We start from the raw sequence: 25,246 nt of genomic DNA, 5'->3' as shown, positions 1-25,246 counted from the left end.
ATGATGAGAATAAATTTTCAATCAATGGCAATTTTCTTGACATTGAAAAAATTCTTTCTCTACTCTGGCGGCATGCAAGCTGCTGCCACTCCTCTTTTGCTGACAGATGCGGATCCCGCGCCGGTTGACCTGGTGGAGGCCGAAAGCGCTGCGCCATTGCTGCTGGTTTGTGAACATGCCGGGCGGGCGGTTCCGCGCGCCTTGGGTGACCTTGGGCTGGGCCCCGGGGTGCTCGACAGCCATCGTGGCTGGGATATAGGGGCCGAGGCGGTGGCGCGCGCGGTGGCGGCAGAGCTGGGTGCGCCGCTGATCCTGCAACGCTACAGCCGGTTGGTCATTGACGCCAACCGCCCGCCGCACAGCGCCGAGGCGATGCCCGAGGTCAGCGATGGCGCCGCCGTTCCCGGCAATCTCGGGCTGAGCGCGACAGCGCGCGCCAGCCGCATCGCCGAAATCTTCGACCCGATGGATCGCCAGATGGCGCACCTGCTCGACAGCCCGCCACGCCGGGCGGCCTTCTCGATCCATTCCTACACACCCAGCATGGCGGGGCGCGCGCGCCCCTGGCATGCCGGTTTTCTGAGCCGCCAGAGCATGGCCACCGCCGAGGCGCTGCGCGACCACATCGCCGACCGCCGCCCCGATCTGGTGCTGGCGATCAACGAACCCTATCGGATCGAGGATGAGACCGACTGGTTTATCCCCGTCCATGCAGAGGCCCGTGGCCTGCCGCATTGCCTGATCGAGATTCGCAACGACCAGATCGACAGCGCCCCCGGCGCGGCCCTGTGGGCCGGGCTGCTGGCGGGTGCGATCACCCATGTGATGGAGAGCCTGACATGACCCTGACCCGCGATCTGCCGCTGATCCCGGCCCAATCGGCGCTGCTGTTCATCGACGTTCAGAACTTCTCGGCCCATCGCAACGGGGCCGAGTTCGACGGGCTGGACCCCGCCGAATTCGATGCCAGATATGGCTGGTATTTCGACCAGCTCGACAGCCGCGTGATCCCTAATATGCAGGCGATTCAGGCCGCCTGCCGCACCGCCGGGGTCGAAGTGATGTATACCACCATCGAAAGCCTGACGCTGGACGGGCGCGACCGCTCGCTGGATTACAAGATTACCGGCTTCAACGTGCCAAAGGGCTCGTGGGACGGCAAGGTGATCGACCAGATCGCGCCCGAGGGGGACGAGATCGTGCTGCCCAAGGGGTCGTCCTCGGTTTTTGTTTCGACCCATATCGACTATGTGCTGCGCAATCTGGGCGTTCGACAACTGGTGATCTCGGGGCTGATCACCGATCAATGCGTCGAAAGCGCCATCCGCGATGCCTGCGACCTGGGTTATCTGGTGACCCAGGTCAGCGATGCCTGCCTGACCTACACCCAGGCGCGACACGACAATTCGCTCTCGGCGATCAAGGGCTATTGCAGACAGGTGACCACGCAAGAGCTGGTGGCGGAGCTGGCCCGTGCTTGAACTCAAGGGTCTCAGCAAGTCCTTTGGCGGCGTGCAGGCGGTGCGCGATGTGTCGATGCGGCTGGCGGCGGGGCAGGTGCATGGGCTGATCGGCCCCAATGGCGCGGGAAAGAGCACGCTGGTGAACCTGATCTCGGGGCTGCTCTCTCATTCGGCGGGGACATTGACGCTGGACGGGCAATCGCTTGACGGGATGAGCGCGCCGCGCCGGGCCGAATGCGGTATCGCGCGCACCTTTCAGAACTTGCGGGTGTTTCCGGCGCTGACGGTGGAACAGAATATCGACGTCGCCCGCTATACCGCCGCGCGGGCCGGACGCAGTGCCGATGCGCTGGTGGCACAGGCGATGGTCCAGTTCGATCTGGACAGCCGCCGCAACAGCCGCGCCGATGCGCTGGCCTATGGCCAGCTGCGCCGGCTGGAAATCGTGCGCGCTCTGGCGCTGGCGCCGCGGGTGCTGATGCTGGACGAACCGGCGGCGGGCATGAACGAACAGGAGACCCAGGCACTGGGGCGCGCGCTGACTTGGGTGCGCGGCCAGACCGATTGCGCATTTCTGGTCATCGACCACGATCTGAAATTCATCATGTCGCTGTGCGAACGGATCACGGTGCTGAACATGGGCGCGGTGATCGCCGAAGGCACCCCGCGCGAGGTATCGGAAAACAGGCAGGTCATCGACGCATATCTGGGAGAAGGCAATGACCACGCCGCCTGAACGGGCGGCGGGCAACCAACAGGAGAATGACATGAGAAAGACCTCGATCGCGGCTCTGGCCTGCGTTGCAATAGCAAGCCCCGCGCTGGCGGCGGATACCATCAAGATCGGCCTCGGCGTGCCGATGACCGGCGATTACGCGCCCTATTCCGAATGGCAGGGCGCGCGCTGCATGGCGGACATGATCAACGCCAAAGGCGGTGTGAACGGCATGAAGATCGAAGTGCTGATCCAGGACAGCGGCGCCGACACGCAGACCGCCATCAGCCTGGCGCAGAAATTCCTCGACGAGGGCGCGGTGATGCTGGGCACCATTCCGTTCTCGGACACGATGATCCCGGTGGCGCAGGTCGCCCAGGGTTATGGTGTGTCGATCTTTCAGCCGCAATCGACCCAGGTCGAAATGCATGCAGGCATTGTCGACAACTTCTTCACCGGCGTCTCGCCCGACCCGTTCACCGCCACTGCAGCGGCGAACCACGCGCTGAGCCTCGGGGTCAAAAATGTTGTGCTGATGACCTCGGACGAGGGCGGCTCTTGGTCGGCGCGAACGCCGCTCTGGTTTGGTGACGTGGTCGAGGCCGGGGGCGGCAAGGTGTTGAGCAAGCTCAACTTCTCCTTCGGGACCTCGGACTGGTCGCCGCAGATCGCCGAGATGAAAGCATTGGGCGAGCAGATCGACGCGGTCTATATCTCGTCGATCATGCCCGATATCGCGGTGCTGATCCGGCAGATGCGCAGCGCCGGGATCGAGGCCTATGTGGTCGGCGCCGACGGGTTTGACGACCCGTCGCTGGATGCCATCGGCAGCGATGATCCGATGATTCTGAACAAGGTGTTCTTTGCCACGTTGGCGCCCAGCCATGCCGACAGCGCGGTGGTGAAGTTCATCGCCGAGTGCAAGGAGATGGGGATCGACGTGCCGGGCCTGTTCCCGGCCACCGGGGCCGACACGGTCAAGGCGGTCGCCTGGGCGGTGGAACAGTCGGGCAGCACCGATCCGGTCACCCTGGCCGAGACCCTGCGCAACGCCGACAGCATCCCGGTGATGTCGGTGGATGCGATCTCGTTCAAGGAGACCCGGACCTATGCGCAGCGCACCATTCCGGTGATCGGCTTCGAAGGCGGCAAGCGGGTGCTGATCTCGAACGAGGTTCCCGCCAACACGCCCATGGACTGGAACTGAGGCTGAACTGAGGCTGGGGCGGGGCCGTGCTGGCCCCGCCGGAACCAAATCTGGGGCGGCGGATGCTGAATGTCACGGACCTGCGGGTCTATCACGGGCCGATCGAGGCGGTGCACGGGATCACCTTTCAGGTGAAGCCGGGGCAATGCGTTTCGCTGTTGGGGCCGAACGGAGCGGGCAAGACCTCGACCCTGTCGGCGATCACCGGCATTGCGCGGGCGGCAGGCACCATCGCCTTTGACGGCTCCGACATGGGCGGCCTGCCGGTGGAGGCGCGGATGCGGCGCGGGCTGGCGATCTCGCCCGAGGGGCGGCGCGTCTTTGCCAACCTGACGGTGACCGAGAACCTGCGCCTTGGCGCCGCCATGCGGCCCGAGGGGCAGGCCGAGCGCATCGCGCGCTGGTTCGACACCTTTCCCATTCTGGGTGAGCGGCGCGACCAGCAGGCGGGCACCCTGTCAGGCGGCGAACAGCAGATGCTGGCGATTGCCCGCGCGCTGATGTCCGAACCGCGAATCCTTCTGCTGGACGAGCCGAGCCTGGGCCTTGCGCCGCGCATCGTGGCGCAGATTTTCGCGATGATCGAAACGCTGCGCCAGCAGGGGATGACCATCCTGCTGGTCGAACAGAACGCGACCCAGGCGCTGAGGCTGTCGGACTATGCCTATCTGCTCAACAACGGGCGTATCGTGGCCGAGGGGACGGCCGGGACACTGGGCCAGAGCGACGCGCTGATGGCGGAACTGACGGGGATCGGCTGAGATGGATTATGTTGCGCAACAGGCGATGAACGCCCTCTCTTTCGGTGCCGAATACGCGCTGCTGGCGCTGGGGCTGGCCATCGTGTTCTCGATCATGGGGCTGGTGAATTTCGCCCATGGTGAAATCATCGCGGTGGGCGGCTATACCATGGTCGCCATGGCCGCGCTGGCGCTGAGCAATCCGCTGATCGTGATCGGGGCGGCGGTGCTGGCGGCGGTAGCCGGGTCCATGATGCTGGAACGGGTGGCGTTCCGCCCGGTGCGCTATGCCGACCCGACCACGGGGCTGCTCACGGCCTTTGGTGTCTCGATCGTGTTGCAGAACCTGTTCCTGCTGCTGGTCTCGCCCCGGCCAATCGCGGTGACCTCTCTCTATTTCCTCGACTGGCCCGTCGATCTGGGCGCGATACGGGTTTCCTCGCTGCAACTGTTCGAGGCGCTGACCACGGCGGTGGTGATCGTGGCGCTGATGCTGTTTTTGCGCCGCACCGTGCTGGGCCTGGCGATGCGGGCGGCGTCGCTGGATTTCGAGATGGTGCGGCTGAGTGGTATCCGCGCCAACCGGGTTTTTGCCATGGCATTTGCCATCTCGGGCCTGCTGGCGGGGATCGCCTGCGTGTTCATCATGGCGCGGCGCGGCTCGGTCGATCCGCATCTGGGGTTCGACCCGGTGCTCAAGGCCTTTGTCGCCTGTGTGGTGGGAGGCTTTGGCAGCCTGCCGGGCGCGGTTCTGGGCGGCTTCCTCTTGGGGGCTGTCGAGGTGGCGATGCTGGTGATGCTGCCGCAATCGCTGGGCGGGATGACCGACGCCTTTGTCTTCGGCATCATCGCGATGGTGCTGATCTGGCGGCCTGACGGCATCCTGTCGCCGCCGGTCGAGAAGGGGGACAAGATATGACCCTGTCCCGAGCCCAGCGCCGCGGCATTGTCGGCGCCGCGCTGCTTGCACTGATCCTGATCGTGATCGGTCTGGCCGCCACCTGGTTCGGCTCGCGCTATCAGTTGCGGCTGGTCTATGGTGCCTATGTCAACTTGCTGGTCGTTTTGGCGCTGCAAGTGTTCATGGGCAATGCGCGGGTCACCAATCTCAGCCATTCCGCCTTCATGGGGATCGGCGCCTATGCCGCCGCGATCTGCGTGACACCGGAAAAGATCAAGGCGATCTCGCTGCCCGATGCGCCCTGGGGGCTGAACGCATTCGCGCTCGACCCGGTCAGTTCGGCGCTGATCGCGCTGGTGCTGACCGGGCTGGTGGCCTGGCTGGTGGGGGTGTTCATCGTGCGGTTGACCGGCATCGGCGCCACCATCGTGTCGCTGGCGGTGCTGGTCATCGTGCATGGGCTGTTCCTCTACCGCACCGATATCTTCAAGGGGAACCAGGCATTTTTCGGCATTCCGCAACTCTTCAACCTGACCTGGGTAGTGGGGCTGGCGGTGCTGGTGGTGTTCATCACCCGCGGCTTTCGCGAAAGCCGCTGGGGCGTTGCCCTGCGTGCCTCGGCCGATGACGAGGTGGGCGCCGCCGCCATGGGGGTGGATATCCACCGGTTGCGGCTGATGGCCTGGGTGCTGTCGGGGGTGCTTCTGGCGGTGGCGGGCATCGCCTATGCCTATTACCTGGGCACGATCTCGGCGCGGCCCTTCTATTTCAACCATGTGTTCCTGACGCTTGCCATGCTGATCCTGGGCGGCATGCGGACGGTGACAGGGGCGGTGCTGGGCACCTTTCTGATCTCGTTCGGGTTGGAATGGGTGCGCTGGCTGGAAACCGGTCCGGTGGTGCTGGGCATCGACCTGCCCGAGGCGCTGGGCCTGTCGGGCATCGTGCTGGGCGGGGTGATCGTGCTGACCATGGCGCTGCGCCCCGGCGGGCTGATGGGCGACCGCGAAATCGAGGATCTGATCTTGAAATAGGAGACGGCAATGGGCTGCAATCACACGATCCACAAGCACTCTCACCATTTCGGCTGGGACAACAGCATCGAGCCGGTGTTGCGGGTCACCCCCGGCCAGACGGTCGAGATCGAGACGATTGACAGCTCGGGCGGGCAATTGGGGCCGGGGTCGACACTGGCCGATCTGGGCGCGCTGTCGTTCGACAAGGTGAACCCGGTGACCGGCCCCATCCATATCGACGGGGCCGAGCCGGGTGACGCGGTGGCGATCACCTTCCTCGACTTCAAGCCCTCGGGCTGGGGCTGGACCGCGAATATCCCCGGTTTCGGCCTGCTGACCGACCAGTTCCCCGATCCCGCCCTGCATATCTGGAGCTATGACAAGGTGGCGATGCGGCCCGCGCTTTACGGTCCGGGGGGGCAGGTGCCGCTGAAGCCTTTTGTGGGCACCATCGGGCTGGCACTGGCCGAGGCGGGCAATCATTCGGTGGTGCCACCACGCCGGGTGGGCGGCAATCTGGACATTCGCGACAATGCGGTGGGCACCACGCTCTATCTGCCGGTCGAGGTGGCGGGCGGCCTGTTGTCGCTGGGCGACACCCATGCCGCGCAGGGCGATGGCGAGATCTGTGGCACCGCCATCGAAAGCCCGATGGATGTGGCGATCAGGATCGACCTGCTCAAGGGCGCCGATCTGGCCTTTCCCCGGTTCGAGACAGACGGACCGGTCAGCCGCCATTTCGATGGTGCGGGTTACAAGGCCACCACCGGGATCGGCCCCGATCTGATGCAGGCGGCGCGCGATGCGGTGTCGGGCATGATCGACTGGATCTCCGCCACCACGGGGATGAGCGCGCTGGATGCCTATATGCTCTGTTCGGTCTGTGGCGACCTGCGCATCAGCGAGATCGTGGACATGCCGAACTGGACCGTCAGTTTCTATTTTCCCAAGACCGCGCTCGGCTGAACGGTCGGGCGCGCGACTCGGATTCTGTGGCATCCGGCGCCGCGCAAACAGGTTTCCGGCAAGAGCCTGCCGGATCCGGGCGATATCATCCGAGGAGTTCCGCCGAAACCGCTCGGGCGCGCGGCGGCGGGCGGCACCTTGCCGACGGGTTACGGGACAACCGGCGCCCGTCAGCGCGAATCCGGGTCGTCGGTTCGCGCAAGGTGACAGGGATGTGCAGAGAGGGGACTGTGGGCCTGTCCGGACAAGACAGAGACATAACCCCACTTGAGGAGAGACTCAGATGACACCGAAACTGCTGGCCCTGCTGGGCGCTTTGGGACTGGCCCTGCCTGCGACCGCATGGGCGCAAAGCAGCGCGGATACGGATGGCGACGGCGTGCTGACCCTGACCGAGGTTCAGGCCGCCAACCCCGAGGTGAACGCAGAAACCTTTGTGCGGATGGATGCCAATGGTGATGCGGTCCTCGATTCCGAGGAGGTGGCCGCCGCACAAGAGGCAGGTCTGCTGCCCGCAAGCGACGGCTAACCGCCGCCAAGAACGGCGGCCTTGGGGCCGCCGTTTTTGTTCAATGTGTTACGCGGGCAAGTGAATGTTGAACTTCGCCCGGATCGCCGCATCGGTGGCGGCATCGAACCGCGCCGGAGAGCGTTCGGCCAGAATGGCCTCTTTGCGGGCAACGGCCTTGGCGATCAGGTCGGGCTTGTCCTTTTCAACCCATTCCTTGGGCGAGGTCCGGTCCCCCAGCGTGGGATAGACATAGTCCACCTGCATCCGGCCCAGCGTCTGGTCGGTGCCCAGATAATGGCCGCTGCCGCCCAGACAGACCTCGGCGATCTGATCCACCGCCAGCGTCTCGTCGGTCACTTCGATGCCGCGCACGCAGCGCAGCGCCTGGCCGATCAGGTCGTCGGACAGGATCAGGCTTTCATGGCAGAAGCCCAGCAGCGACGCATGCATGCCCGCCGCCTCGTAGACCATGTTCAACCCCGACAGACCCGCCATGACGTTCGAGCACATCTGCTCCCACCCGGCCTGCATGTCGGGCAGCTTGCTGTCGGCGATCCCCGCCGCGGCGCCGCCGGGCAGGTCATAAAAGCGATGCATCTGGGCACAGCCCGCCGTCAGCAGCGCCTGTTCGCCCGATCCGCCGGTCATCGCGCCAGTGCGCAGGTCCAGGCCAAAGGGCCAGGTGCCGAAAATTGCGGGTGCTCCGGGCTTTACGGCATTTACGTAAACCAGACCGGCCAGGCATTCGGCCACCGCCTGTACGATGGCGCCCGCCACGGTCGAGGGCGCGGTGGCCCCGGCCATGCCCGCAGACAGCAACAGCACCGGCATGCCGTGCTTGATGCACTCCTCCATCACCAGACAGGATTCGGTGGCGAATTTCATCGGCGGCACGACAAAGCAGTTGGAGTTTGACACGAAGGGCCGCTCGCGCCAGTTGGCCTCGCCCCCGGCGATCATGTGCAGCATTTCGATGGCGGGTGCCACATAGGAAGGATCGGTGAAGGACACGCCGACATGCTTGTACGTGCCAGCACAACAAGCATAAATCGTGTTCATATCCATTTCGAAATTGTCGCTGATGTCGCGACAGACCATCGGGCGTTGCACGAAATGAATATTGTCGAGCGCCTCGCAAATCCGCGAGGCGTCGTGCAGATCCTGCACCGTCGAATCGCGGTATTCGCGGCCATCTACATCGACCATGTGAACCGCAGCCCCTGCGGTGCCGTAATGGACCCGCGTGCCCGAGAGTTCGAGATCGGTCTTGCCATCGCGGCTGTAGAGCGTCACCGAGCGGTTGGCGCGCGCCAGAGTGTCCTCGACCAACGCACGGGGAAAGCGGATGCGCTTGTCCTCGCCCAGGATACAGCCGGCGCCGACCAGATAGTCGATACCGCTTTGCGGGGCATCGGCCAGACCGATCCGCTCCAGCGCGTCAAGGGCCGCGGCATGGATACGCTCCATGTCCTGTTGGCTCAGAAGGTTCAGCGCGCCACCGCTCATACCGGGGCGGATGGGGCGCAGATGGTCGGGAAGCGCGGCAGAGCGGGCGGCGCGACGGGCCGAACGCCCGCCCGCACGGGCCGTGCTACGAGTCTGATCGTTCATGCAGGTAGAATCCTGGTGAGTTTGGGAATGGAAAGGAAGAAAACGCGTCAGCGGTGGCCAGGCCGACCCCGTGCGGCACGCCCCCGGTCGGCACCGATGGTACGGCTGACCAGGCAGATCTTGCTGCGTTCCTCTTGCATGCTTGCGCTCCTCATCCTGTGGCAGAATGCCATCCCGATCCGACCTGATCTGTCCTGTTTGCGACCTGCGTGTCTCAGCGCTCGTGCGCGGGATTCCGCGAGGCTTCAGCCCCCCTGTGGCGGGTTCTGGCCCAGTCCGTAGGGCCGTGGCTGCGGCGGCTTGAAGCGGGCTCCGACAAGGCGCATCTGTCTGGTGGAGACAAGAGAGCAGCGCTGAAAAAGATATTGGCGACAATATCTTGCCGGTTTTCTCATGTCCCGTGGCAAGGAGTAGAACAATGAAACATTTGGTTCCCGCACTGGTCGCGGTATCTATCGCGGCCGCCCCGGCAATCGCAGGTGACTGGAGCGGCGCCTATCTGGGTCTGGGTGTCGGTTATGGCGATGTCGATGGCCCCGGCGCGCGCGATGGCGAGGCCGCTACCTTCGGCGGTCATATCGGGTACAACTTCGATCTGGGTAATCGGTTCGTCATGGGCGGCGAGCTGGAATACGACCGCGTCAACAACGATCTGGGCGGCGGTGGCGGCACGCTGGACGAAATCGGGCGGCTCAAGGTCAAGGCCGGTTACGACTTCGGCCCGGTACTGGGCTATGGCGTGCTGGGGGCGGCGCGCGCCACCTCGACATTCGGCAATGAAAACGGCGTGGTCTATGGTTTGGGCCTGGCGATGCCGGTGACCGATTACCTGTCGGTCAGTGGCGAGGTTCTGCGCCACCAGTTCAAGGATTTTGGCGGCGCCGCAAGCGATTTCGACGTCAACACGTTCAACTTGCGGGCCTCTCTGCGGTTCTGACGCGACCGAAATCAAGGGCGGGCGGCCTGCGGGCCGCCCGATATCAGCCTTCGGACAGGCCAGACGTCTGCTGCGCCGCAAAGTGACAGAGCGTTTTGAGTGCCTTGACAAAGGCATCATCGGCGACGGTCATCGCCACCCGGACATGACCCGCCGCCGCCTTGCCAAAGCTCTCCCCGGGCATCACGGCGATATGGTGGGTCTCCAGCAAGGCTATGGCAAATGCCTCGCCCGACAGGCCGGTCGCCCGAATATCCAGCATCAGATACATTGCCCCCTGGGCCGGGCTGAGACGGACGGCATTCTGACCCGCCAGGATGTGCCGCGCCAGGTCGCGGCGGCGGCGAAAGGGCGCTGCGATCTCCTCTTCCAGATCCCGTCCCTGACCCAAGGCAAAAACCGCCGCGTCCTGCACAAACCCGGGCACGCCATAGGTGGTATGGGTGGCCAGCGTGATCAGATGCGAAATCGCCGCTTCCGGTCCCACGATCCAGCCGCAGCGCGACCCGGTCATGGCGTGGGACTTGGACATCGAGCCGACAACCAGCGTGCGCTCGGCCATTCCGGGCAGCGCACGGGGGGACAGATGCGCTCCTTCCCAGATCTGTGTGTCATAGACCTCGTCCGAGATAAGCCACAAGTCGCGGTCCTGGCAGACACGGGCGATCCCCTCCAGCGTTTCGCGGCCATAGACTACCCCCGTCGGGTTGTTGGGTGAGTTGATCAGGAGAGACACCGCGCCATCTGCTTCCGCCCCGATCGCTTCGGCGCGCGGCTGGAACCCGTCCTCGGCCCTCGCGATCACGGCGCGGGGCAGGGCGCCGACACCGCGAATCGTACCTGGATAGGTGGCGTAATAGGGATCGACAAATAACGCTGTATCCCCCGGATCACAGGCGGCGCTATGGGCCGCGAAGAGAGCCGCCTGACCGCCCGGTGTGATCAGCACGTTGTCGCGGGTCGTGCGTTGACCGGTCCGTTCCTGAACCCGCGCGGCCACGGTATCGCGCAACAGGGCCGTGCCAGGAACCATGGCATACCCGGTATGACCACCGCGCGCGGAGCGATCCATGGCATCGAGAATCGAGCTGTGCGTCCGCGTGTCATGTTCGCCAATGGTCAACTCGGTCACGGCGATGCCTTCGGCGATCATCCGACGCGCCCGCAGGAACAGGTCCCATCCGTCCGATCCGCCCCCGGTGAGGCCGGTTATCCGCCGTGACAGTCTCATCTCGCTTCCCTTGCCTGTGTCCCAGGCGGAGAGGGGCAGAACCGGTACTGCTTGTCAATTACCGTCCGGATTTCATGTTGGAGAAGCAGGCCCGGCGTGCTAAGGGATGTTCCATGACCCGCACCATTCGCATCATTATCTGCTGCATTACCCGCTGATCCATTCGCGGGCTGGTCATTCGTCGTTTTCTTCGCAAAGACAAGTTGCTAAGCCCGCGCTGACAAGCGCCTGCCGCATGCTGTTGAGGAACAAGACCGATGACGACGATCAAGCTGCACAACACAAGGACGCGGACAAAGGAAGAGTTTGTCCCGATCGACCCCCAGAACGTGCGCATGTATGTCTGCGGTCCCACGGTCTATGACCGGGCGCATCTGGGCAACGCGCGGCCCGTGGTGGTGTTCGACGTGCTCTACCGGCTGCTGCGCCATGTCTATGGTGCGGATCACGTGACCTATGTGCGCAACTTCACCGACGTCGACGACAAGATCAACGCGCGCGCGGCTGAGAGCGGGCGACCCATCGGCGATATCACCGCCGAGACGACCCAGTGGTTTCTGGACGACATGGGCGCGCTTGGCGCGCTGGAACCCGACCACATGCCGCGCGCCACAGAGTACATCCCGCAGATGGTGGCGATGATCGAAAGCCTGATCGCCAAGGGCCATGCCTATGCGGCCGAGGGTCATGTGCTGTTCGCGGTGGATTCGTGGAAAGAGCATTACGGCAAGCTCTCGGGCCGCTCGGTCGATGACATGATCGCAGGCGCCCGGGTCGAGGTCGCGCCCTACAAGAAGAACCCGATGGATTTCGTGCTGTGGAAACCCTCGACCCCGGATCTGCCCGGCTGGGACAGCCCCTGGGGCAGGGGGCGGCCCGGCTGGCATATCGAATGCTCGGCCATGAGTTACGAGCTGCTGGGCGAAAGCTTCGACATCCATGGCGGCGGAAACGACCTGATGTTTCCCCATCACGAGAACGAGATCGCGCAAAGCTGCTGCGCCCATCCCGAGGGTCGCTTTGCGAATGTCTGGCTGCACAACGAGATGTTGCAGGTCGAGGGCAAGAAGATGTCCAAGTCGCTGGGCAACTTCTTTACCGTGCGCGACCTGCTTGATCAGGGCATCCCGGGGGAGGTGATCCGCTTCGTGTTCCTAAGCACGCATTACCGCAAGCCTATGGACTGGACCGAGAAGAAGGCGAAAGAAGCCGAGGCAACCCTGCTGAAATGGAAGCAACTGATAGACCTCTCGAGAGATGAGGTCGCGAAAAGGTATACAGGCAGCAATCCACCCGATGTTGTTCTAGAGGCCTTGATGGACGACCTGAATACATCCAAGGCCATCAGTAGTCTCCATGCATTGGCAAAGGAGGCGAAAACCTCTTTGACAGCAAAAGTAGACTTGGCCGAGGCCATGGATTTTCTCGGATTCGACCATACGCATATTTGGTCTGTTTCGCATGGTTACTCGCTTACTAAGCTGCTGGGCGATCCGGTTGATTTCGGGTCCTACGAGGAGTTGTTGTTCAAGGCCCGGCAAACGGCAATGGAGACAAAGGACTTCGGCGAAGTAGATCGCATAACAGGCATTTTGCGTGACGCTGGTTTGGAAGTTCGAATTTCGAAGGCTGAAGTTGTTATCGACGTAACTGCAGAATTCGACCCCGCCAAGCTGGAGGCCCTGAAATGACCCTCCACCACGAATGTCCCGCCCGGGCTTGCCCGGGCAGCGCCCGACCCGCCCCCATGGGCGGGCGCTATGCGCCCACCCCGGGCCGGGCGCTGCCCTGTCGAGGAGGCACCGCATGACCCGCGAGCGTCTCTATCTCTACGACACCACCCTGCGCGATGGGCAACAGACCCAGGGCGTACAGTTCTCGACCCCGGAAAAGCTGCGCATCGCCAGCGCACTCGACAGCCTCGGCATAGACTATATCGAGGGCGGCTGGCCCGGCGCCAACCCGACCGACAGCGCCTTTTTCGACGCCGCCCCGGCAACCCGCGCGCGGCTGACTGCCTTTGGCATGACCAAACGGTCGGGCCGCTCGGCAGAGAACGACGATGTGCTGGCCGCCGTAATGAACGCGGGCACCGGCACCGTCTGTCTGGTCGGCAAGGCGCATGATTATCACGTGACCCAGGCGTTGGGGATCGAGCTGGCCGAGAACACCGAGAACATCCGCGCCTCGATGGCCCATATCGTGGCGCAGGGGCGCGAGGCGCTGTTTGATGCCGAGCATTTCTTTGACGGCTATCGCGACAATCCCGCCTATGCGCTGGAGGTCTGCCGGGCCGCGCTGGAGGCAGGCGCGCGCTGGATCGTGCTGTGTGACACCAATGGCGGCGCCATGCCCGCCGATGTGGCCCGCGTGGTGGGCGAGGTGATCGCTGCGGGCATCCCCGGCGACCGTCTGGGCATCCATTGCCACAACGACACCGATCAGGCGGTGGCCTGTTCGCTGGCCGCCGTGATGGCGGGTGCGCGCCAGATCCAGGGCACGCTGAACGGGCTGGGCGAGCGCTGTGGCAATGCCAACCTGACCTCGCTGATCCCGACGCTGTTGTTGAAGGAACCCTATGCCAGCCGGTTCGAGACCGGTGTCAGCGCCGGGGCACTGGCCGACCTGACCCGGATCAGCCGCATGCTGGACGATATCCTGAACCGGGTGCCGGTGAAACAGGCGCCCTATGTCGGCTCGTCGGCCTTTGCCCACAAGGCCGGGCTGCATGCCAGCGCGATCCTCAAGGACCCCTCGACCTATGAGCATATCGACCCGTCTTTGGTCGGCAACGAGCGCATCATCCCGATGTCGAACCAGGCGGGCCAGTCGAACCTGCGCAAGCGGCTGACCGATGCGGGGCTGAGCGTGCCGCCGGGCGATCCGGCGCTGGGGCATATCCTGGAGCGGATCAAGGCGCGCGAGGACGAGGGCTATTCCTACGACACCGCACAGGCCAGTTTCGAACTGCTGGCGCGGCGCGAACTGGGCCAGATGCCCGCGTTCTTCGAGGTCAAGCGCTACAAGGTCACGGTCGAGCGGCGCAAGAACAAGTATGACCGCATGGTCAGCCTCTCCGAGGCGGTCGTGGTGGTCAAGGTGGATGGCGAAAAGCTGCTTTCGGTCAGCGAGTCGCTGGATGACACCGGCAGCGACCGCGGCCCGGTCAACGCGCTCTACAAGGCGCTGGCCAAGGATCTGGGGCGCTATTCGGCGATCCTGAGTGACATGCGGCTGGTGGATTTCAAGGTACGCATCACGCAAGGCGGTACCGAGGCCGTGACCCGTGTCATCATCGACAGCGAGGATGGCAAGGGGCGGCGCTGGTCCACCGTGGGCGTCAGCGCCAACATAGTCGATGCCTCGTTCGAAGCGCTTCTGGACGCGATCAACTGGAAGCTGTTGCGCGACTGTGCGGGGCACGAGGCGGCGGCAGAGTGAGCGACGTCTTCGACGCCGATCTGACCGCCTGCGCCGAACTGGTCCAGCGCGCCGACCCGGACCGGTTTGCGGCGGCCATGGCAGCGCCGGTGGCGGCGCGGCGGGTGCTGTTCCCGCTCTACGCGCTGGCGGTCGAGGTGGCGCGCGCGCCCTGGGCCTCGGCCGAACCGATGATCGCAGAGATGCGCCTGCAATGGTGGCGCGACGCGCTGGAAGAGCTTGCCATGGGCAAGCCGCCGCGCCGGCATCCGGTGGTGACGCCGCTGGCGGGTATCCTCAGCCCGCAGATGGCGGCGCGGCTCGATGGGTTCGTAGCGGTGCGGCGCTGGGACATCTATCGCGACCCGTTTGAGGATGAAGCCCACCTGACCCGTTACCTGGAACAGAGCAGCGCCAGCCTGCTTTGCGTTTGCGCGACGGCGCTGGGACAGGCGGACGAGGATGTCTTGCGCGATTACGGCTATGCGACGGGGCTGGCCAACTGGTTCCGCGCCATCCCCGAGCTGGAGGCGCGCGGGCGCATCCCGCTGCTCGATGGCACCCCTGCGGGCATCCGACGCCTTGCCGAAGAGGGGCTTGACCATCTGTCGCGCGCCCGTGCCAAACGCTCGCTGATTTCGCACGCCGCGCGGCCCGCGCTGCTGGCCGGTTGGCAAAGCGGCGCGCTGCTGCGTCAGGCACACAAGGAGCCCGAGCGCGTGGCGACCGGCCAGCTTGGCCTCAGCCCCTTTGCCCGTCACCTGCGCTTGGGCCTGCAGGCCGCGACCGGCCGCTGGTGAGGGGATTTGCGAGGCTCCGCCTCGCGCTTCGGAGTATTTTCAACCAGAAAGAAGCAGCAGACACGCATCTCTTCATTTCGCCGTAAATACTCCGGGGGAGTCGCTGCCAGGCGACGGGGGCAGGCCCCCGCTCAGGCCTCCCTGGGGCGCAGCATGAGCCAGATCAGCGCGCCGCCCGCCAGAGTCAGGAAGGGCACCATCGCCAGGTTTACAGCGGTCCAGCCCTCGACCGGCGACCCGCCCGAGCAGTTCATCAACCCGCCCGAGGCCAGCGAGGCCATTGTGACACCACCAAAGACCAAGAGGTCGTTCAACCCCTGCATCCGGCCGCGCTCATGTGGTTCATGGGCGCCTGCCAGCATGGTGGTGGCGCCGATGAAGCCGAAGTTCCATCCCAGACCCAAGAGGATCAACGCGATGAAGAAGTTGTTGAGATCCACGCCTTGTAGAGCTACCACGCCGGCTGCGGCCAGCACGACCAGACCGGCGGCCACGACCTTTTCCACCCCGAACCGGGCGATCAGATGGCCGGTAAAGAAGCTGGGCACATACATGGCCAGCACGTGGCTGGTCACCACATCCGCCGCGTCACCCTGATCATATCCGCAGCCCACCACCGCCAGCGGGGTCGAGGTCATCACCAGGTTCATCAGCGCGTAAGAAACCATGGCGCAGATCACCGCCACCGCGATCCGCGGAGTTTTCAGCAGCTCCATCCGCGTGCGCCCGCGCGGGCTGTCGGCGGCGGGCGGGGTCGGGCGCGGGATGTCGAGGAAAAAGAACAGGAGCGCGCCCAACAGGTTGACCGCGATCACCGCGTAATAGGTGCCAAGGAAAGGGATAACATAGGCATCCGACGTGGCCTTGACCGCCTGCGGCCCGATGATCGCGGCGGCCAGCCCTCCGGCCATGACATAAGAGATCGCCTTGGGCCGGAACGCGTCCGAGGCGGTATCGGCGGCGGCAAAACGATAGAAGCCATGCGCACTCATATAGACGCCGGTCAGCAGGCTGCCCGCCAGAAACACCGGGAACGAGGAGAGGTACAGACCATAGGCCCCGACCGCGCCGCCCAGTGCACCCGCCAATGCCCCCAGCAGGAATCCGGCCCGCCGGCCCCATTTCTGCATGATGGCCGAGATCGGCGTCGCCGCCAGCATCGAGCCCAGCACGATCAGCGAGATCGGCAGCGTCGCCAGGCAGACATTGCTGGCCAGCGACTGGCCAGCGAGCCCGCCGATGGTGAAGATCATCGGCATCTGCGCGCCCAGGATGGCCTGGGCGGCGACGAGAACGGCGACGTTGCGCTTGGCGCGGCTGTCGTTGGTATGGTTATCGGCGAGCGTCATGGACGCATGCGTATCGGCGAATGCATGTGGCGGCAAGCCGGTTGAAACCAATTGTGAACAGATTAACCTTTCCGTGAACTGGAATCGTATCTCAGGGGTCGGGATGACTGTTGGACGTATCATCGAATCCCCAGATTGCGTGGCCGAAGGGGCGGCCTGGCTGGCCGAGATCTGTCCGCGCATGGCCTATGCGATGACGCTGACCGGGCCCTTGCCGTTGCGCCGCCGGCCGGATGGCTTTGCCGAACTGCTCAGCGCCATTGTCAGCCAGCAGGTGAGCGTCGCCTCGGCCAATGCGATCTGGGCGCGGATGCGGGCGGCGGGGCTGACCGGCCCGCGCAAGATCCTCTGGGCCAGTGATGACGATCTGCGCGCTGTGGGTCTGAGCCGGCAGAAGATCCGCTATGCCCGCGAGCTTGCCAAGGCACGCATTGATTTCAAGGGCTTGCGGACCGCTCCGGATGCGGATGTGGTGGCCGAGCTGACCCGGGTGCCGGGCATCGGCGTCTGGACCGCCGAGATCTACGCCATGTTCAGCCTGGGCCGCGCCGATGTGTTCGCGCCCGGCGATCTGGCCCTGCAGGAGGCGGCGCGCGTCCTTTATGATCTGCCCGAGCGTCCCAGCGAGCGCGCCCTGCGACAGATGGCGCTGGCCTGGTCGCCCTGGCGTTCGGTTGCGGCGCGCGTGCTCTGGGCCTATTACCGGGTGGCAAAGGACAGGGAAGGGATCAGATGACACGGGTTTTGAGGGCCGAGCGCAAGGCGCCGGTATCGGGCGACACCCGCTCGGCGGTGGTGTTCGTGCATGGCTATGGGGCCAATGGGGCCGATCTGCTGGGGCTGGCCGATGTGCTGGGCGAACATCTGCCGGACACGCTGTTTGTGGCGCCCGACGCGCCCGAGACGATCCCGGGCATGCCCTTCGGGTTCCAGTGGTTCCCGATCCCCTGGCTCGACGGCTCCTCCGAGGAGGAGGCGCGGCGCGGGATGGAAGCGGCGGTGGCCGATTTCAACGCTTTCCTGGATGCGCTGATGGTCGACGAGGATCTGTTGCCTGAACAGGTTGTCCTGTTCGGTTTCAGCCAGGGCACGATGATGAGCCTGCATGTCGCCCCCCGGCGCGAAGACCCGGTGGCTGGCGTGGTGGCCTTTTCGGGCCGCCTGTTGGAGCCGGACCTGCTGGCCGACGAGGTGGTCAGCCGGATGCCGGTGCTGTTGGTGCATGGCGATGTCGATGACGTGGTGCCGCCGCAATCGCTGCCGCAGGCGGCAGAGGCCTTGCAGGGCGCGGGCTTCAAAGAGGTCTATGCCCATGTGATGAAAGGCACCGGCCACGGCATCGCGCCCGACGGGCTGAGCGTGGCACTGGCCTTCATGCGGGACAAGCTGAGCCTGTGAGCGAGATCGCGATCCGGTCGATCCGGGCCGAGGATGTGCCGCAGGCCTGCGCCATCCTGAACCGGATCATCGAGATCGGTGGCACCACCGCGTTCGAGCAGCCGGTATCAGAAGCCGAGTTCGACGCCTGGTATGTCAGTGGCGCCGATCTGATCTGTTGCCATGTGGCGCTGGATGCGGCGGGTGCCGTGGCCGGGTTCCAATGGCTGGGCCGCAACGACAGCCTGCCCGAAGGCTGTGGCGATATCGCCAGCTTTACCCGCCGTGAACCGGCGCTGCGGGGCGCGGGCAGGGCGCTGTTTGCCCGCACGGTTGCGGTGGCACGGGACCGACGCCTTGCCGAGATCAACGCCACGATCCGCGCCGACAATGCCCTGGGGCTGGCCTATTACGGCAAGATGGGGTTTCGCGACCATGCGGTGACGCGGGCAGTGCCGCTTATAGACGGGCGGCCAGTTGACCGCATTTCGAAACGGTTTGACCTGCGGGGCTGAACGCTCAGCGGCGCGGGCGCTGCTTTTGCGAGGCTGATGGTGGCGGGGTGGCGGGCATCGGCAGGCTCTGCCATTCGCCGGGCGCCAGCCCGTCCAGCGTCCACTCACCGATCCGCGCCCGGATCAGGCGCAGGGTCGGATGGCCGACTGCGGCGGTCATCCGGCGCACCTGCCGGTTACGGCCTTCGCGAATGGTCAGCTCGATCCAGCTGTCCGGCACCGATTTGCGCTCTCTTATCGGGGGATTGCGCGGCCAGAGGTCGGGCGGCTCGGGCATGGCACGTGCACGGGCAGCGCGGGTCAGCCCGTCCTTCAGCTCAACCCCCTCGCTCAGCGCCTTGAGAACCGCCGCATCTGGCACGCCCTCGACCTGCACCCAATAGGTCTTGGCCAGCTTGTGCCTGGGGTCGGCGATGCGCGCCTGCAACCGGCCGTCGTCGGTCAGCAGCATCAGCCCCTCGCTGTCACGATCCAGCCGTCCGGCGGGATAGACCCCGGGCAGGTCGATATGGTCCGACAGGGTTGCGCGCGGGCTGTCGGCGCTGCCGCGATCGGTGAATTGCGACAGCACGTCATAGGGTTTGTTGAAGCGGATGAACCAGGCCATGGGCGTTGCCAATACCGCGCGCGCGCGCCTGCGGCAAGCCTGTGGATAACCGTCACGGCACTGTTACTTGTACAGGCTAGTGCGGTGCCGACATGTTGTGGAAAATCAAGGCTTGCCAGCGACCGGCCACGATATATAGTTGGTTCGAAGCCGGGGCGGGTGCTCCCCGCTCTGGACTGGTCACACGGCAATCCGGGGCAAGGAGAGAATCCGGGATGGATGGCGATTTCAGGACTGATTTTGTGCGGGAACCGGGGGCGTTGAAGCATCACCCGGCGCTGGTGCTCAATGCCGATTACCGCCCGCTTTCCTATTATCCGCTGTCGCTGTGGCCCTGGCAGGAGGCGATCAAGGCGGCCTGGCTGGACCGGGTCGATATCATCGCCGAATATGACGAGGTGGTACGCAGCCCCAGCGTGGTGATCCGAATACCCTCGGTCGTGGTGCTGAAAGACTATGTTAAACCTCAGAAGCGCGTGGCCTTCACGCGCTTCAATTTGTTTCTGAGGGACGAATTCCGCTGCCAGTATTGCGGGGCCAAGGGCGATCTGACCTTTGACCATGTGGTGCCGCGCGCCGCCGGGGGCGTGACCAGCTGGGAAAACGTGGTCGCCGCCTGCGCGCCCTGCAACCTGCGCAAAGGGTCGAAATCGCTGCGCCAGGCCAACATGTCGCTGCGCCGTCCGCCGCGTCGCCCGCAGGCCGAGGAATTGCAGAATGTGGGTCGCAAGTTCCCGCCCAACCACCTGCACGAAAGCTGGATGGACTTCCTCTACTGGGATGCCGAACTGGACGCGTGACGCTTAGTCGGCGGCCTTCTTCACGAATTGCGATTTCAATCCCATCGGGCCGATGCCGGGGATCTTGCAGTCGATATCGTGATCGCCGCCCACCAGGCGGATATTGCGCACCTTGGTGCCCACCTTGACCACGGCCGAGGATCCCCTGACCTTGAGATCCTTGATCACGGTCACCGTATCTCCATCCGCCAGCAGATTGCCGACGCTGTCGCGGATGCCGACCTCGGCCTCTTCCCTTGCCTGCCATTCATGGCCGCATTCGGGGCAGTTCAGCAGCGCGTCCACCTGATAGGTGAAGGATGAGGCGCAATCGGGGCAGGGGGGCAGGTTATCGGTCATGCCCCGCCTTACCGGCCCACTCGTCCGCGTGCAAGGCAGCTATTCGCGCGTGCCGCGCGATGTCTCCGGCGGGGTATCTGCGGCAAGAGGAAAGCCAGGGGTCCATTCTTTCATTTCGCCGCAAATACTCCGGAGCGCGAGGCAGAGCCTCGCATGTCATCAGCCCTCGGCAGGCGCCGCCCGTTGCAGCATGCCGAACAGGTCGCGCGGGTCGTCGGGGTCGGCCAGCAGGTCGAGCGCGTGATAAAGGCCGGTCTCCTGCAACCGGTCGCGCACATAGCGCAGGGCCGAAAAATCCTCGATGGCGAAACCGACGCTGTCAAAGAGGGTGATCTGACGGTCCGAGGTGCGGCCCTGGGCCTTGCCGGTGATCACCTGCCACATCTCGATCACCGGGTGATCGGGGGCCAGTTGCTGGATCTCGCCCTCGATCCGGGTCTGCGGCGGGTATTCGACGAAGATATCCGAGCGGTGCAGGATCGCCTCGGCCAGTTCGGTCTTGCCTGGGCAGTCGCCGCCGATGGCGTTGATATGCACGCCCGAACCCACCATGTTGTCGGTCAGGATGGTGGCATATTGCTTGTCGGCGGTGCAGGTCGTCAGGATCTGGGCGCCTTCGATCGCCTCTTCGGGGCTGGTGCAGCTCACCACCTCGATCCCCTGTCCGGCCAGGTTGCGGGCAGCCTTGGCGGTGGCGGCGGGGTCGGTATCGTAGAGACGAACGGATTTCAGGCCGCAGATCGCCTTCATCGCCAGGGTCTGGAACTCGGACTGGGCGCCATTGCCGATCATCGCCATCGTATGCGCGCCTTTGGGGGCAAGGTACTTGGCCACCAGGGCCGAGGTTGCGGCGGTGCGCAGAGCGGTCAGCAGGGTCATTTCGCTCAGCAGCACCGGATAGCCCGTTTCGACCGACGCCAGCAGGCCGAATGCGGTGACGGTCTGAAGCCCCTCTTTGGTGTTCTTGGGGTGGCCGTTCACGTATTTGAAGCCATAAAGCTCACCATCCGAGGTCGGCATTAGCTCGATCACGCCGACGGGTGAATGGCTGGCAACGCGCGGGGTCTTGTCAAAGCTTTCCCAGCGGCGGAAGTCGGCCTCGATATAGTCGGCAATGCCGCGCATCATCTTTTCGACACCGATGCGGTGCACCAGTTGCATCATGTGATCGACCGAGACAAAGGGCACCAGGGCCTTGTCCGAGGGGGGGAGGGTCGTCATGTCGGGGTCCTTTCCGGGGCGATCAGGAATAGCTTTGTGTCGGACGGTCGAAGACGCGCCGGCCGAGTGCTGACGCGGCCAGATCGACCATCAGCTGAGCGGTGCGGCCGCGCTCGTCGAGGAACGGGTTGAGCTCGACCAGATCCATCGAGGTCATCAGCCCGCTGTCGCAGATCATTTCCATCACCAGATGTCCCTCGCGGATGGTGGCGCCACCGGGCACGGTGGTGCCGACGGCGGGTGCAATGGCGGGGTCGAGAAAATCGACGTCGAGCGAGACATGCAGCAAGCCGTTCGCCTTGGCCACGGTATCGAGAAAGGCCTGGAGGGGGCGGGCAATACCATGTTCGTCGATCTGGCGCATGTCGTGAAAGCGGATCCTGGTCTGTTGCAGGGCCTCGCGTTCGGCCCGGTCGACCGACCGCAGGCCGATGATACAGATGTTTTCCTGCGGCACCGGATTCTTGATCACCGGAAAGCCGGCAAAGCCAGCGCGCCCGGTGACATAGCCCAATGGGGTGCCGTGCAGATTGCCCGAGGCCGAGGTGTCGGGCGTGTGATAATCGCTATGGGCATCGAGCCACAGCACGAATTGCGGGCGTCCGACGCTTGCCGCATGGTTGGCTGCACCCGCCACGCTGCCCAGGGCCAGCGCATGATCGCCGCCCAGAAAGATCGGCAGTCCGAGGGGCATCGCCTGTTCGGCGGCGCGGATCAGGCGGTGCGTCCAGCCGATGGTGCGGTTGGGCTGATGCAGATGTGTGTCGCCCGACTCGGGGGCGTGTTCGGTCGGTGACAGGTTACCCAGATCCTCGACCATATGGCCCAGATCGGCCAGCGCCTCGGCCAGGCCGGCAGTACGATAGGAATCGGGGCCCATCAGGCAGCCAGTGCGGCGCTTGCCGCTGTCGACCGGGGCGCCGATCAGAATGCAGCGTTTGGGAGTCATAAGGTGCAGTCTCTTTGCGTTTTTGCCAGATTCTGATCGAAACGTGTTGAATTCCAGTGGTGATTTTGCTCAGTAGGAAGGGGGATTGTGCAAATCGGAAATCATCATGGACAAAACGGACGAGCGCCTGATTGCCGCACTCAGACATGACGCGCGGGCGTCGCTGTCGGATCTGGCGCTGCAACTGAACCTGTCGCGCACCACCGTGCGAGCGCGAATCGAGCGGTTGATGCAGCGTGGAGATATCCTGGGTTTCACGGTCACGTTGAAAGAGGACGTGTTGAACGATCCGGTGCGCGGGCTGATGATGATCGAGATCGAGGGGCGCGGTGCCGCCCGCATCACGCGTCAGTTGCAGGGGCTGAAACAGGTGCGGGCGATCCACTCGACCAACGGCCGCTGGGACCTGATCGTTGAACTGGGGACCGAGACGCTGGAAGATCTCGATCACGCATTGGCGCGGATCCGCCTGTTCGAAGGCGTACAGGCCAGCGAAACCAGCCTGCTGTTGTCAACCAAGAAAGCCACCTGAGGGGAGGGGGCGCTGCCCCCGTCGCCCCAAAGGGCGACTCCCCCGGAGTATTTTCAGCGAAATGAAGAGGCAGGGCGGGTGCGGCCCATTGCGAGTGCGGTCAGGCCCGCCGGGTCGCGGCCAGCAGCCAGACCAGCGCCAGGGCCAGCGAGATCAGGCCGTTCCAGCCCGCCATCGAGATGCCGAACAGATCCCACGGGATCTCGTCGCAGCGCACCAGCGGCGCCTCCATGATTTGCGCCATCAGCTGTTCGGCGCTGAGCCCGCCGATCGGGCCGGAGGTGCAGGTGGTGGGGCCCTCCCACCAGCCCTGTTCGACACCCGCGTGATAGAGGCCGATGCCACCTGTGGTCAGTGCCGCCAAGGCGCCGGCCCAAGGCAGAATGCGCCAGCCGGTCGCCAGCGTCACCGCCCCGATGAGCACTGCCGCCCCATGCGGATAGCGTTGCCAGATGCACAGTTTGCAAGGCGCCATGCCGCCCAGATATTGAAATCCCCAGGCCGCCAGCAGCATCGCCGCCGAGCCGCCAGCGGCCAGGAGAACCAAGCGCTTACGTGTCATCACAGATACCTCACCAGAAAGAAGCCGCCGATCAGCAGCGCCATGAAGACGGTCATTACCAACCCGAGACGCCTTTCGATGAAATCGCGCACCGGGGCCCCGAATTTCCAGAGCAACGCGGCCACCAGGAAGAAGCGCAGCGCCCGCGCCAGGATCGAGGTGGCAATGAAGGTGCCCAGCGGCATGCCCGTCCAGCCCGACATGATGGTGATCACCTTGTAGGGGAAGGGGGTGACGCCCGCCGTCAGCACCGCCCAGAATCCGAAATCGTTGAAGCGGGTGTTGAAGGCCTCCATCGCCTCAGCCTTGCCCATCGCCTCGAGGATCGGTGCACCGATACTGTCATAGAAGAAAGCGCCGATGGCATAGCCCAGCAGCCCCCCAAGCACTGAGGCCACCAGCGCCACCAGCGCAATCAGCCAGGCCCGCGAGGGGCGGGCGAGAATCATCGGGATCATCAGAAGGTCGGGCGGGATCGGAAAGACCGAGCTTTCCAGAAACGCGACCAGCGCCAGCGCCCAGAGCGCGTGACGGTGATCGGCAAGCGCCATGGTCCGGTGATAGAGCGATGTCAGCATGCCGCCCGTGCCTGCCCTGTGATTGAGGTTGCAGGTTGCAAACCATGCGGCGCGGCCCGGGTCAACCGTCTTGCCGATCTCGTTTTTGCCTCTGGACCTTCGCCGCGGCTGCGGCTAATCCATGTCCTCAGGTGGCCCAAGTGGCGGAATGGTAGACGCAGGGGATTCAAAATCCCCCGCCTTTACGGGCGTGAGAGTTCGAGTCTCTCCTTGGGCACCACTTAAATCCAGATATCTTTTTTTAAATCAATATATTGGTTATCTGGCTTGTGTTCCTGTCCCCCCTTTAGGCTCTGGACCCATTGATTTGGTTGCAGTCGTGGCGCCGGGCTGATTCAAGCTCCTGAACTTCAGGAGGCGTGATGAGCAACTTGTTTTGGCTGACCGACGAACAGATGGCGCGGTTGCGGCCCTATTTTCCGAAGAGCCATGGCAAGCCTCGCGTGGATGACAGGCGCGTTCTGAGTGGGATTATCTTCATCAATCGCAACGGGTTGCGCTGGTCTGATGCTCCACCGGAGTATGGCCCACCCAAGACGCTCTACAACCGCTGGAAGCGTTGGAGCGACAAGGGCGTGTTCGCTCGGATCATGGAGGGGCTAGCCGCCGAGCATTCCGATCACACGGCGATCATGATTGACGCGACCTACCTGAAAGCCCACCGCACGGCGTCGAGCCTGCGGTTGAAAAAGGGGGGCGCGGACGTCTGATTGGGCGAACCAAGGGGGGCATGAACACAAAGCTGCACGCTGTCACCGATGCCTCGGGCCGCCCCATCCGGTTCTTTATGACCGCCGGTCAGGTCAGTGACTACACGGGCGCCAGGGCACTCCTGAGCAGCTTGCCGGCCGCTGATTGGATGATCGCTGACCGAGGCTATGATGCCGACTGGTTCCGCG

27 protein-coding genes, 1 tRNA gene and 1 pseudogene are annotated in these 25,246 nt (G+C 64.4%); 20 read left to right on the top strand and 9 right to left on the bottom strand.

Annotation, left to right across the window (positions count from 1 at the left end; genetic code table 11):
- Positions 1–72: 72 nt before the first annotated feature.
- From AC2FL1_RS05410 to AC2FL1_RS05370, 9 genes are all read left to right on the top strand, one after another.
- Positions 73–843 (top strand): N-formylglutamate amidohydrolase, encoded by a 771-nt coding sequence (locus tag AC2FL1_RS05410; protein ID WP_496823919.1) that lies wholly within the window; start codon positions 73–75, stop codon positions 841–843.
- Positions 840–1,481 carry a cysteine hydrolase family protein gene (locus AC2FL1_RS05405; protein WP_496876225.1) on the top strand — a complete coding sequence of 214 codons (642 nt, stop codon included), beginning with the start codon at positions 840–842 and terminating at the stop codon, positions 1,479–1,481. The genes AC2FL1_RS05410 and AC2FL1_RS05405 overlap by 4 nt, the downstream gene beginning before the upstream one ends.
- Entirely contained in the window at positions 1,474–2,199 is a 726-nt protein-coding gene (locus AC2FL1_RS05400) for an ABC transporter ATP-binding protein (RefSeq protein WP_496876224.1), read from the top strand. The genes AC2FL1_RS05405 and AC2FL1_RS05400 overlap by 8 nt, the downstream gene beginning before the upstream one ends.
- Positions 2,183–3,385: an ABC transporter substrate-binding protein gene (locus AC2FL1_RS05395; RefSeq protein ID WP_496876223.1), complete on the top strand. Its 1,203-nt coding sequence runs from the start codon at positions 2,183–2,185 to the stop codon at positions 3,383–3,385. The genes AC2FL1_RS05400 and AC2FL1_RS05395 overlap by 17 nt, the downstream gene beginning before the upstream one ends.
- A gap of 62 nt (positions 3,386–3,447) precedes the next feature.
- Positions 3,448–4,146, top strand: a complete 699-nt coding sequence (locus AC2FL1_RS05390) for an ABC transporter ATP-binding protein (RefSeq protein ID WP_496876301.1) — start codon at positions 3,448–3,450, stop codon at positions 4,144–4,146.
- Position 4,147: 1 nt separating this feature from the next.
- Entirely contained in the window at positions 4,148–5,044 is an 897-nt protein-coding gene (locus AC2FL1_RS05385; RefSeq protein WP_496823910.1) for a branched-chain amino acid ABC transporter permease, read from the top strand.
- Positions 5,041–6,060, top strand: a complete 1,020-nt coding sequence (locus AC2FL1_RS05380; RefSeq protein ID WP_234145139.1) for a branched-chain amino acid ABC transporter permease — start codon at positions 5,041–5,043, stop codon at positions 6,058–6,060. The genes AC2FL1_RS05385 and AC2FL1_RS05380 overlap by 4 nt, the downstream gene beginning before the upstream one ends.
- A gap of 9 nt (positions 6,061–6,069) precedes the next feature.
- Positions 6,070–7,008: an acetamidase/formamidase family protein gene (locus AC2FL1_RS05375; RefSeq protein WP_496876222.1), complete on the top strand. Its 939-nt coding sequence runs from the start codon at positions 6,070–6,072 to the stop codon at positions 7,006–7,008.
- A gap of 283 nt (positions 7,009–7,291) precedes the next feature.
- A complete protein-coding gene (locus AC2FL1_RS05370; protein ID WP_234145141.1) occupies positions 7,292–7,537 on the top strand; it encodes an EF-hand domain-containing protein in 246 nt (81 codons plus the stop codon).
- A 48-nt stretch (positions 7,538–7,585) separates the two neighbouring features.
- Here AC2FL1_RS05370 and AC2FL1_RS05365 read toward each other — a convergent pair whose 3' ends face one another.
- Positions 7,586–9,130 (bottom strand): trimethylamine methyltransferase family protein, encoded by a 1,545-nt coding sequence (locus AC2FL1_RS05365; protein WP_496823906.1) that lies wholly within the window; start codon positions 9,128–9,130, stop codon positions 7,586–7,588.
- Between the two features lie 418 nt (positions 9,131–9,548).
- Between AC2FL1_RS05365 and AC2FL1_RS05360 the strand changes: the two genes are divergently transcribed.
- A complete protein-coding gene (locus AC2FL1_RS05360; RefSeq protein ID WP_496876221.1) occupies positions 9,549–10,067 on the top strand; it encodes an outer membrane beta-barrel protein in 519 nt (172 codons plus the stop codon).
- 43 nt (positions 10,068–10,110) lie between these two features.
- Here the strand turns inward: AC2FL1_RS05360 and AC2FL1_RS05355 are convergent, their stop codons facing one another.
- Complete coding sequence (locus AC2FL1_RS05355) at positions 10,111–11,298, bottom strand: pyridoxal phosphate-dependent aminotransferase (protein ID WP_496876220.1); 1,188 nt, start codon at positions 11,296–11,298, stop codon at positions 10,111–10,113.
- 257 nt (positions 11,299–11,555) lie between these two features.
- Here AC2FL1_RS05355 and cysS point away from each other — a divergent pair, with 257 nt between their 5' ends.
- From cysS to AC2FL1_RS05340, 3 genes are all read left to right on the top strand, one after another.
- Positions 11,556–12,989 carry a cysteine--tRNA ligase gene (gene cysS, locus AC2FL1_RS05350; RefSeq protein ID WP_496876219.1) on the top strand — a complete coding sequence of 478 codons (1,434 nt, stop codon included), beginning with the start codon at positions 11,556–11,558 and terminating at the stop codon, positions 12,987–12,989.
- A gap of 115 nt (positions 12,990–13,104) precedes the next feature.
- A complete protein-coding gene (gene cimA / locus AC2FL1_RS05345) occupies positions 13,105–14,739 on the top strand; it encodes a citramalate synthase (protein ID WP_496876218.1) in 1,635 nt (544 codons plus the stop codon).
- Positions 14,736–15,518: a squalene/phytoene synthase family protein gene (locus AC2FL1_RS05340; RefSeq protein ID WP_496876217.1), complete on the top strand. Its 783-nt coding sequence runs from the start codon at positions 14,736–14,738 to the stop codon at positions 15,516–15,518. Before cimA ends, AC2FL1_RS05340 begins: the two co-directional genes overlap by 4 nt.
- Before the next feature lie 131 nt (positions 15,519–15,649).
- On the opposite strand, the gene AC2FL1_RS05335 is transcribed toward AC2FL1_RS05340, so the two are convergent.
- The gene (locus AC2FL1_RS05335; RefSeq protein WP_496876216.1) at positions 15,650–16,867 is read right to left on the bottom strand and encodes an MFS transporter; all 1,218 of its coding nucleotides are present in this window, start codon (positions 16,865–16,867) and stop codon (positions 15,650–15,652) included.
- 103 nt (positions 16,868–16,970) lie between these two features.
- Between AC2FL1_RS05335 and AC2FL1_RS05330 the strand changes: the two genes are divergently transcribed.
- The 3 genes from AC2FL1_RS05330 to AC2FL1_RS05320 are packed head-to-tail and all read left to right on the top strand — an operon-like array spanning position 16,971 to position 18,759.
- Positions 16,971–17,603, top strand: coding sequence for a DNA-3-methyladenine glycosylase family protein (locus AC2FL1_RS05330; protein ID WP_496876215.1), 633 nt, complete (start codon positions 16,971–16,973; stop codon positions 17,601–17,603).
- Positions 17,600–18,265, top strand: a complete 666-nt coding sequence (locus AC2FL1_RS05325) for an alpha/beta hydrolase (protein WP_496876214.1) — start codon at positions 17,600–17,602, stop codon at positions 18,263–18,265. The genes AC2FL1_RS05330 and AC2FL1_RS05325 overlap by 4 nt, the downstream gene beginning before the upstream one ends.
- A complete protein-coding gene (locus AC2FL1_RS05320; RefSeq protein ID WP_496876213.1) occupies positions 18,262–18,759 on the top strand; it encodes a GNAT family N-acetyltransferase in 498 nt (165 codons plus the stop codon). The genes AC2FL1_RS05325 and AC2FL1_RS05320 overlap by 4 nt, the downstream gene beginning before the upstream one ends.
- A gap of 4 nt (positions 18,760–18,763) precedes the next feature.
- Here the strand turns inward: AC2FL1_RS05320 and AC2FL1_RS05315 are convergent, their stop codons facing one another.
- A complete protein-coding gene (locus AC2FL1_RS05315) occupies positions 18,764–19,366 on the bottom strand; it encodes a pseudouridine synthase (RefSeq protein ID WP_496876212.1) in 603 nt (200 codons plus the stop codon).
- Between the two features lie 215 nt (positions 19,367–19,581).
- Between AC2FL1_RS05315 and AC2FL1_RS05310 the strand changes: the two genes are divergently transcribed.
- A complete protein-coding gene (locus AC2FL1_RS05310; protein WP_496876211.1) occupies positions 19,582–20,166 on the top strand; it encodes an HNH endonuclease in 585 nt (194 codons plus the stop codon).
- A gap of 3 nt (positions 20,167–20,169) precedes the next feature.
- Here the strand turns inward: AC2FL1_RS05310 and AC2FL1_RS05305 are convergent, their stop codons facing one another.
- The 3 genes from AC2FL1_RS05305 to rocF form a co-directional block, all read right to left on the bottom strand.
- On the bottom strand, positions 20,170–20,505 hold the full coding sequence (locus tag AC2FL1_RS05305) for a zinc ribbon domain-containing protein YjdM (RefSeq protein ID WP_496823888.1): 336 nt from the start codon (positions 20,503–20,505) through the stop codon (positions 20,170–20,172).
- 159 nt (positions 20,506–20,664) lie between these two features.
- Positions 20,665–21,726 (bottom strand): ornithine cyclodeaminase, encoded by a 1,062-nt coding sequence (gene ocd, locus AC2FL1_RS05300; protein WP_496876210.1) that lies wholly within the window; start codon positions 21,724–21,726, stop codon positions 20,665–20,667.
- A gap of 22 nt (positions 21,727–21,748) precedes the next feature.
- The gene (rocF, locus tag AC2FL1_RS05295; protein ID WP_496876209.1) at positions 21,749–22,675 is read right to left on the bottom strand and encodes an arginase; all 927 of its coding nucleotides are present in this window, start codon (positions 22,673–22,675) and stop codon (positions 21,749–21,751) included.
- A gap of 106 nt (positions 22,676–22,781) precedes the next feature.
- On the opposite strand from rocF, the gene AC2FL1_RS05290 reads away from it, so the two are divergent.
- Positions 22,782–23,207, top strand: a complete 426-nt coding sequence (locus tag AC2FL1_RS05290; RefSeq protein ID WP_234136786.1) for an Lrp/AsnC family transcriptional regulator — start codon at positions 22,782–22,784, stop codon at positions 23,205–23,207.
- A gap of 100 nt (positions 23,208–23,307) precedes the next feature.
- Here the strand turns inward: AC2FL1_RS05290 and AC2FL1_RS05285 are convergent, their stop codons facing one another.
- Positions 23,308–23,769, bottom strand: coding sequence for a disulfide bond formation protein B (locus AC2FL1_RS05285; RefSeq protein WP_496876208.1), 462 nt, complete (start codon positions 23,767–23,769; stop codon positions 23,308–23,310).
- On the bottom strand, positions 23,769–24,347 hold the full coding sequence (locus AC2FL1_RS05280; RefSeq protein ID WP_496876207.1) for a YqaA family protein: 579 nt from the start codon (positions 24,345–24,347) through the stop codon (positions 23,769–23,771). Before AC2FL1_RS05280 ends, AC2FL1_RS05285 begins: the two co-directional genes overlap by 1 nt.
- Before the next feature lie 134 nt (positions 24,348–24,481).
- Here AC2FL1_RS05280 and AC2FL1_RS05275 point away from each other — a divergent pair.
- Positions 24,482–24,567 (top strand) — tRNA-Leu (locus AC2FL1_RS05275).
- A gap of 142 nt (positions 24,568–24,709) precedes the next feature.
- Positions 24,710–25,246: pseudogene (locus tag AC2FL1_RS05270) on the top strand (IS5 family transposase); the annotation flags it as partial.

Source organism: Ruegeria sp. YKSF070, assembly GCF_059612725.1.
The sequence above is the reverse complement of the archived record's forward strand: the minus strand, read 5'-3'. Positions and strand labels throughout refer to the sequence as shown.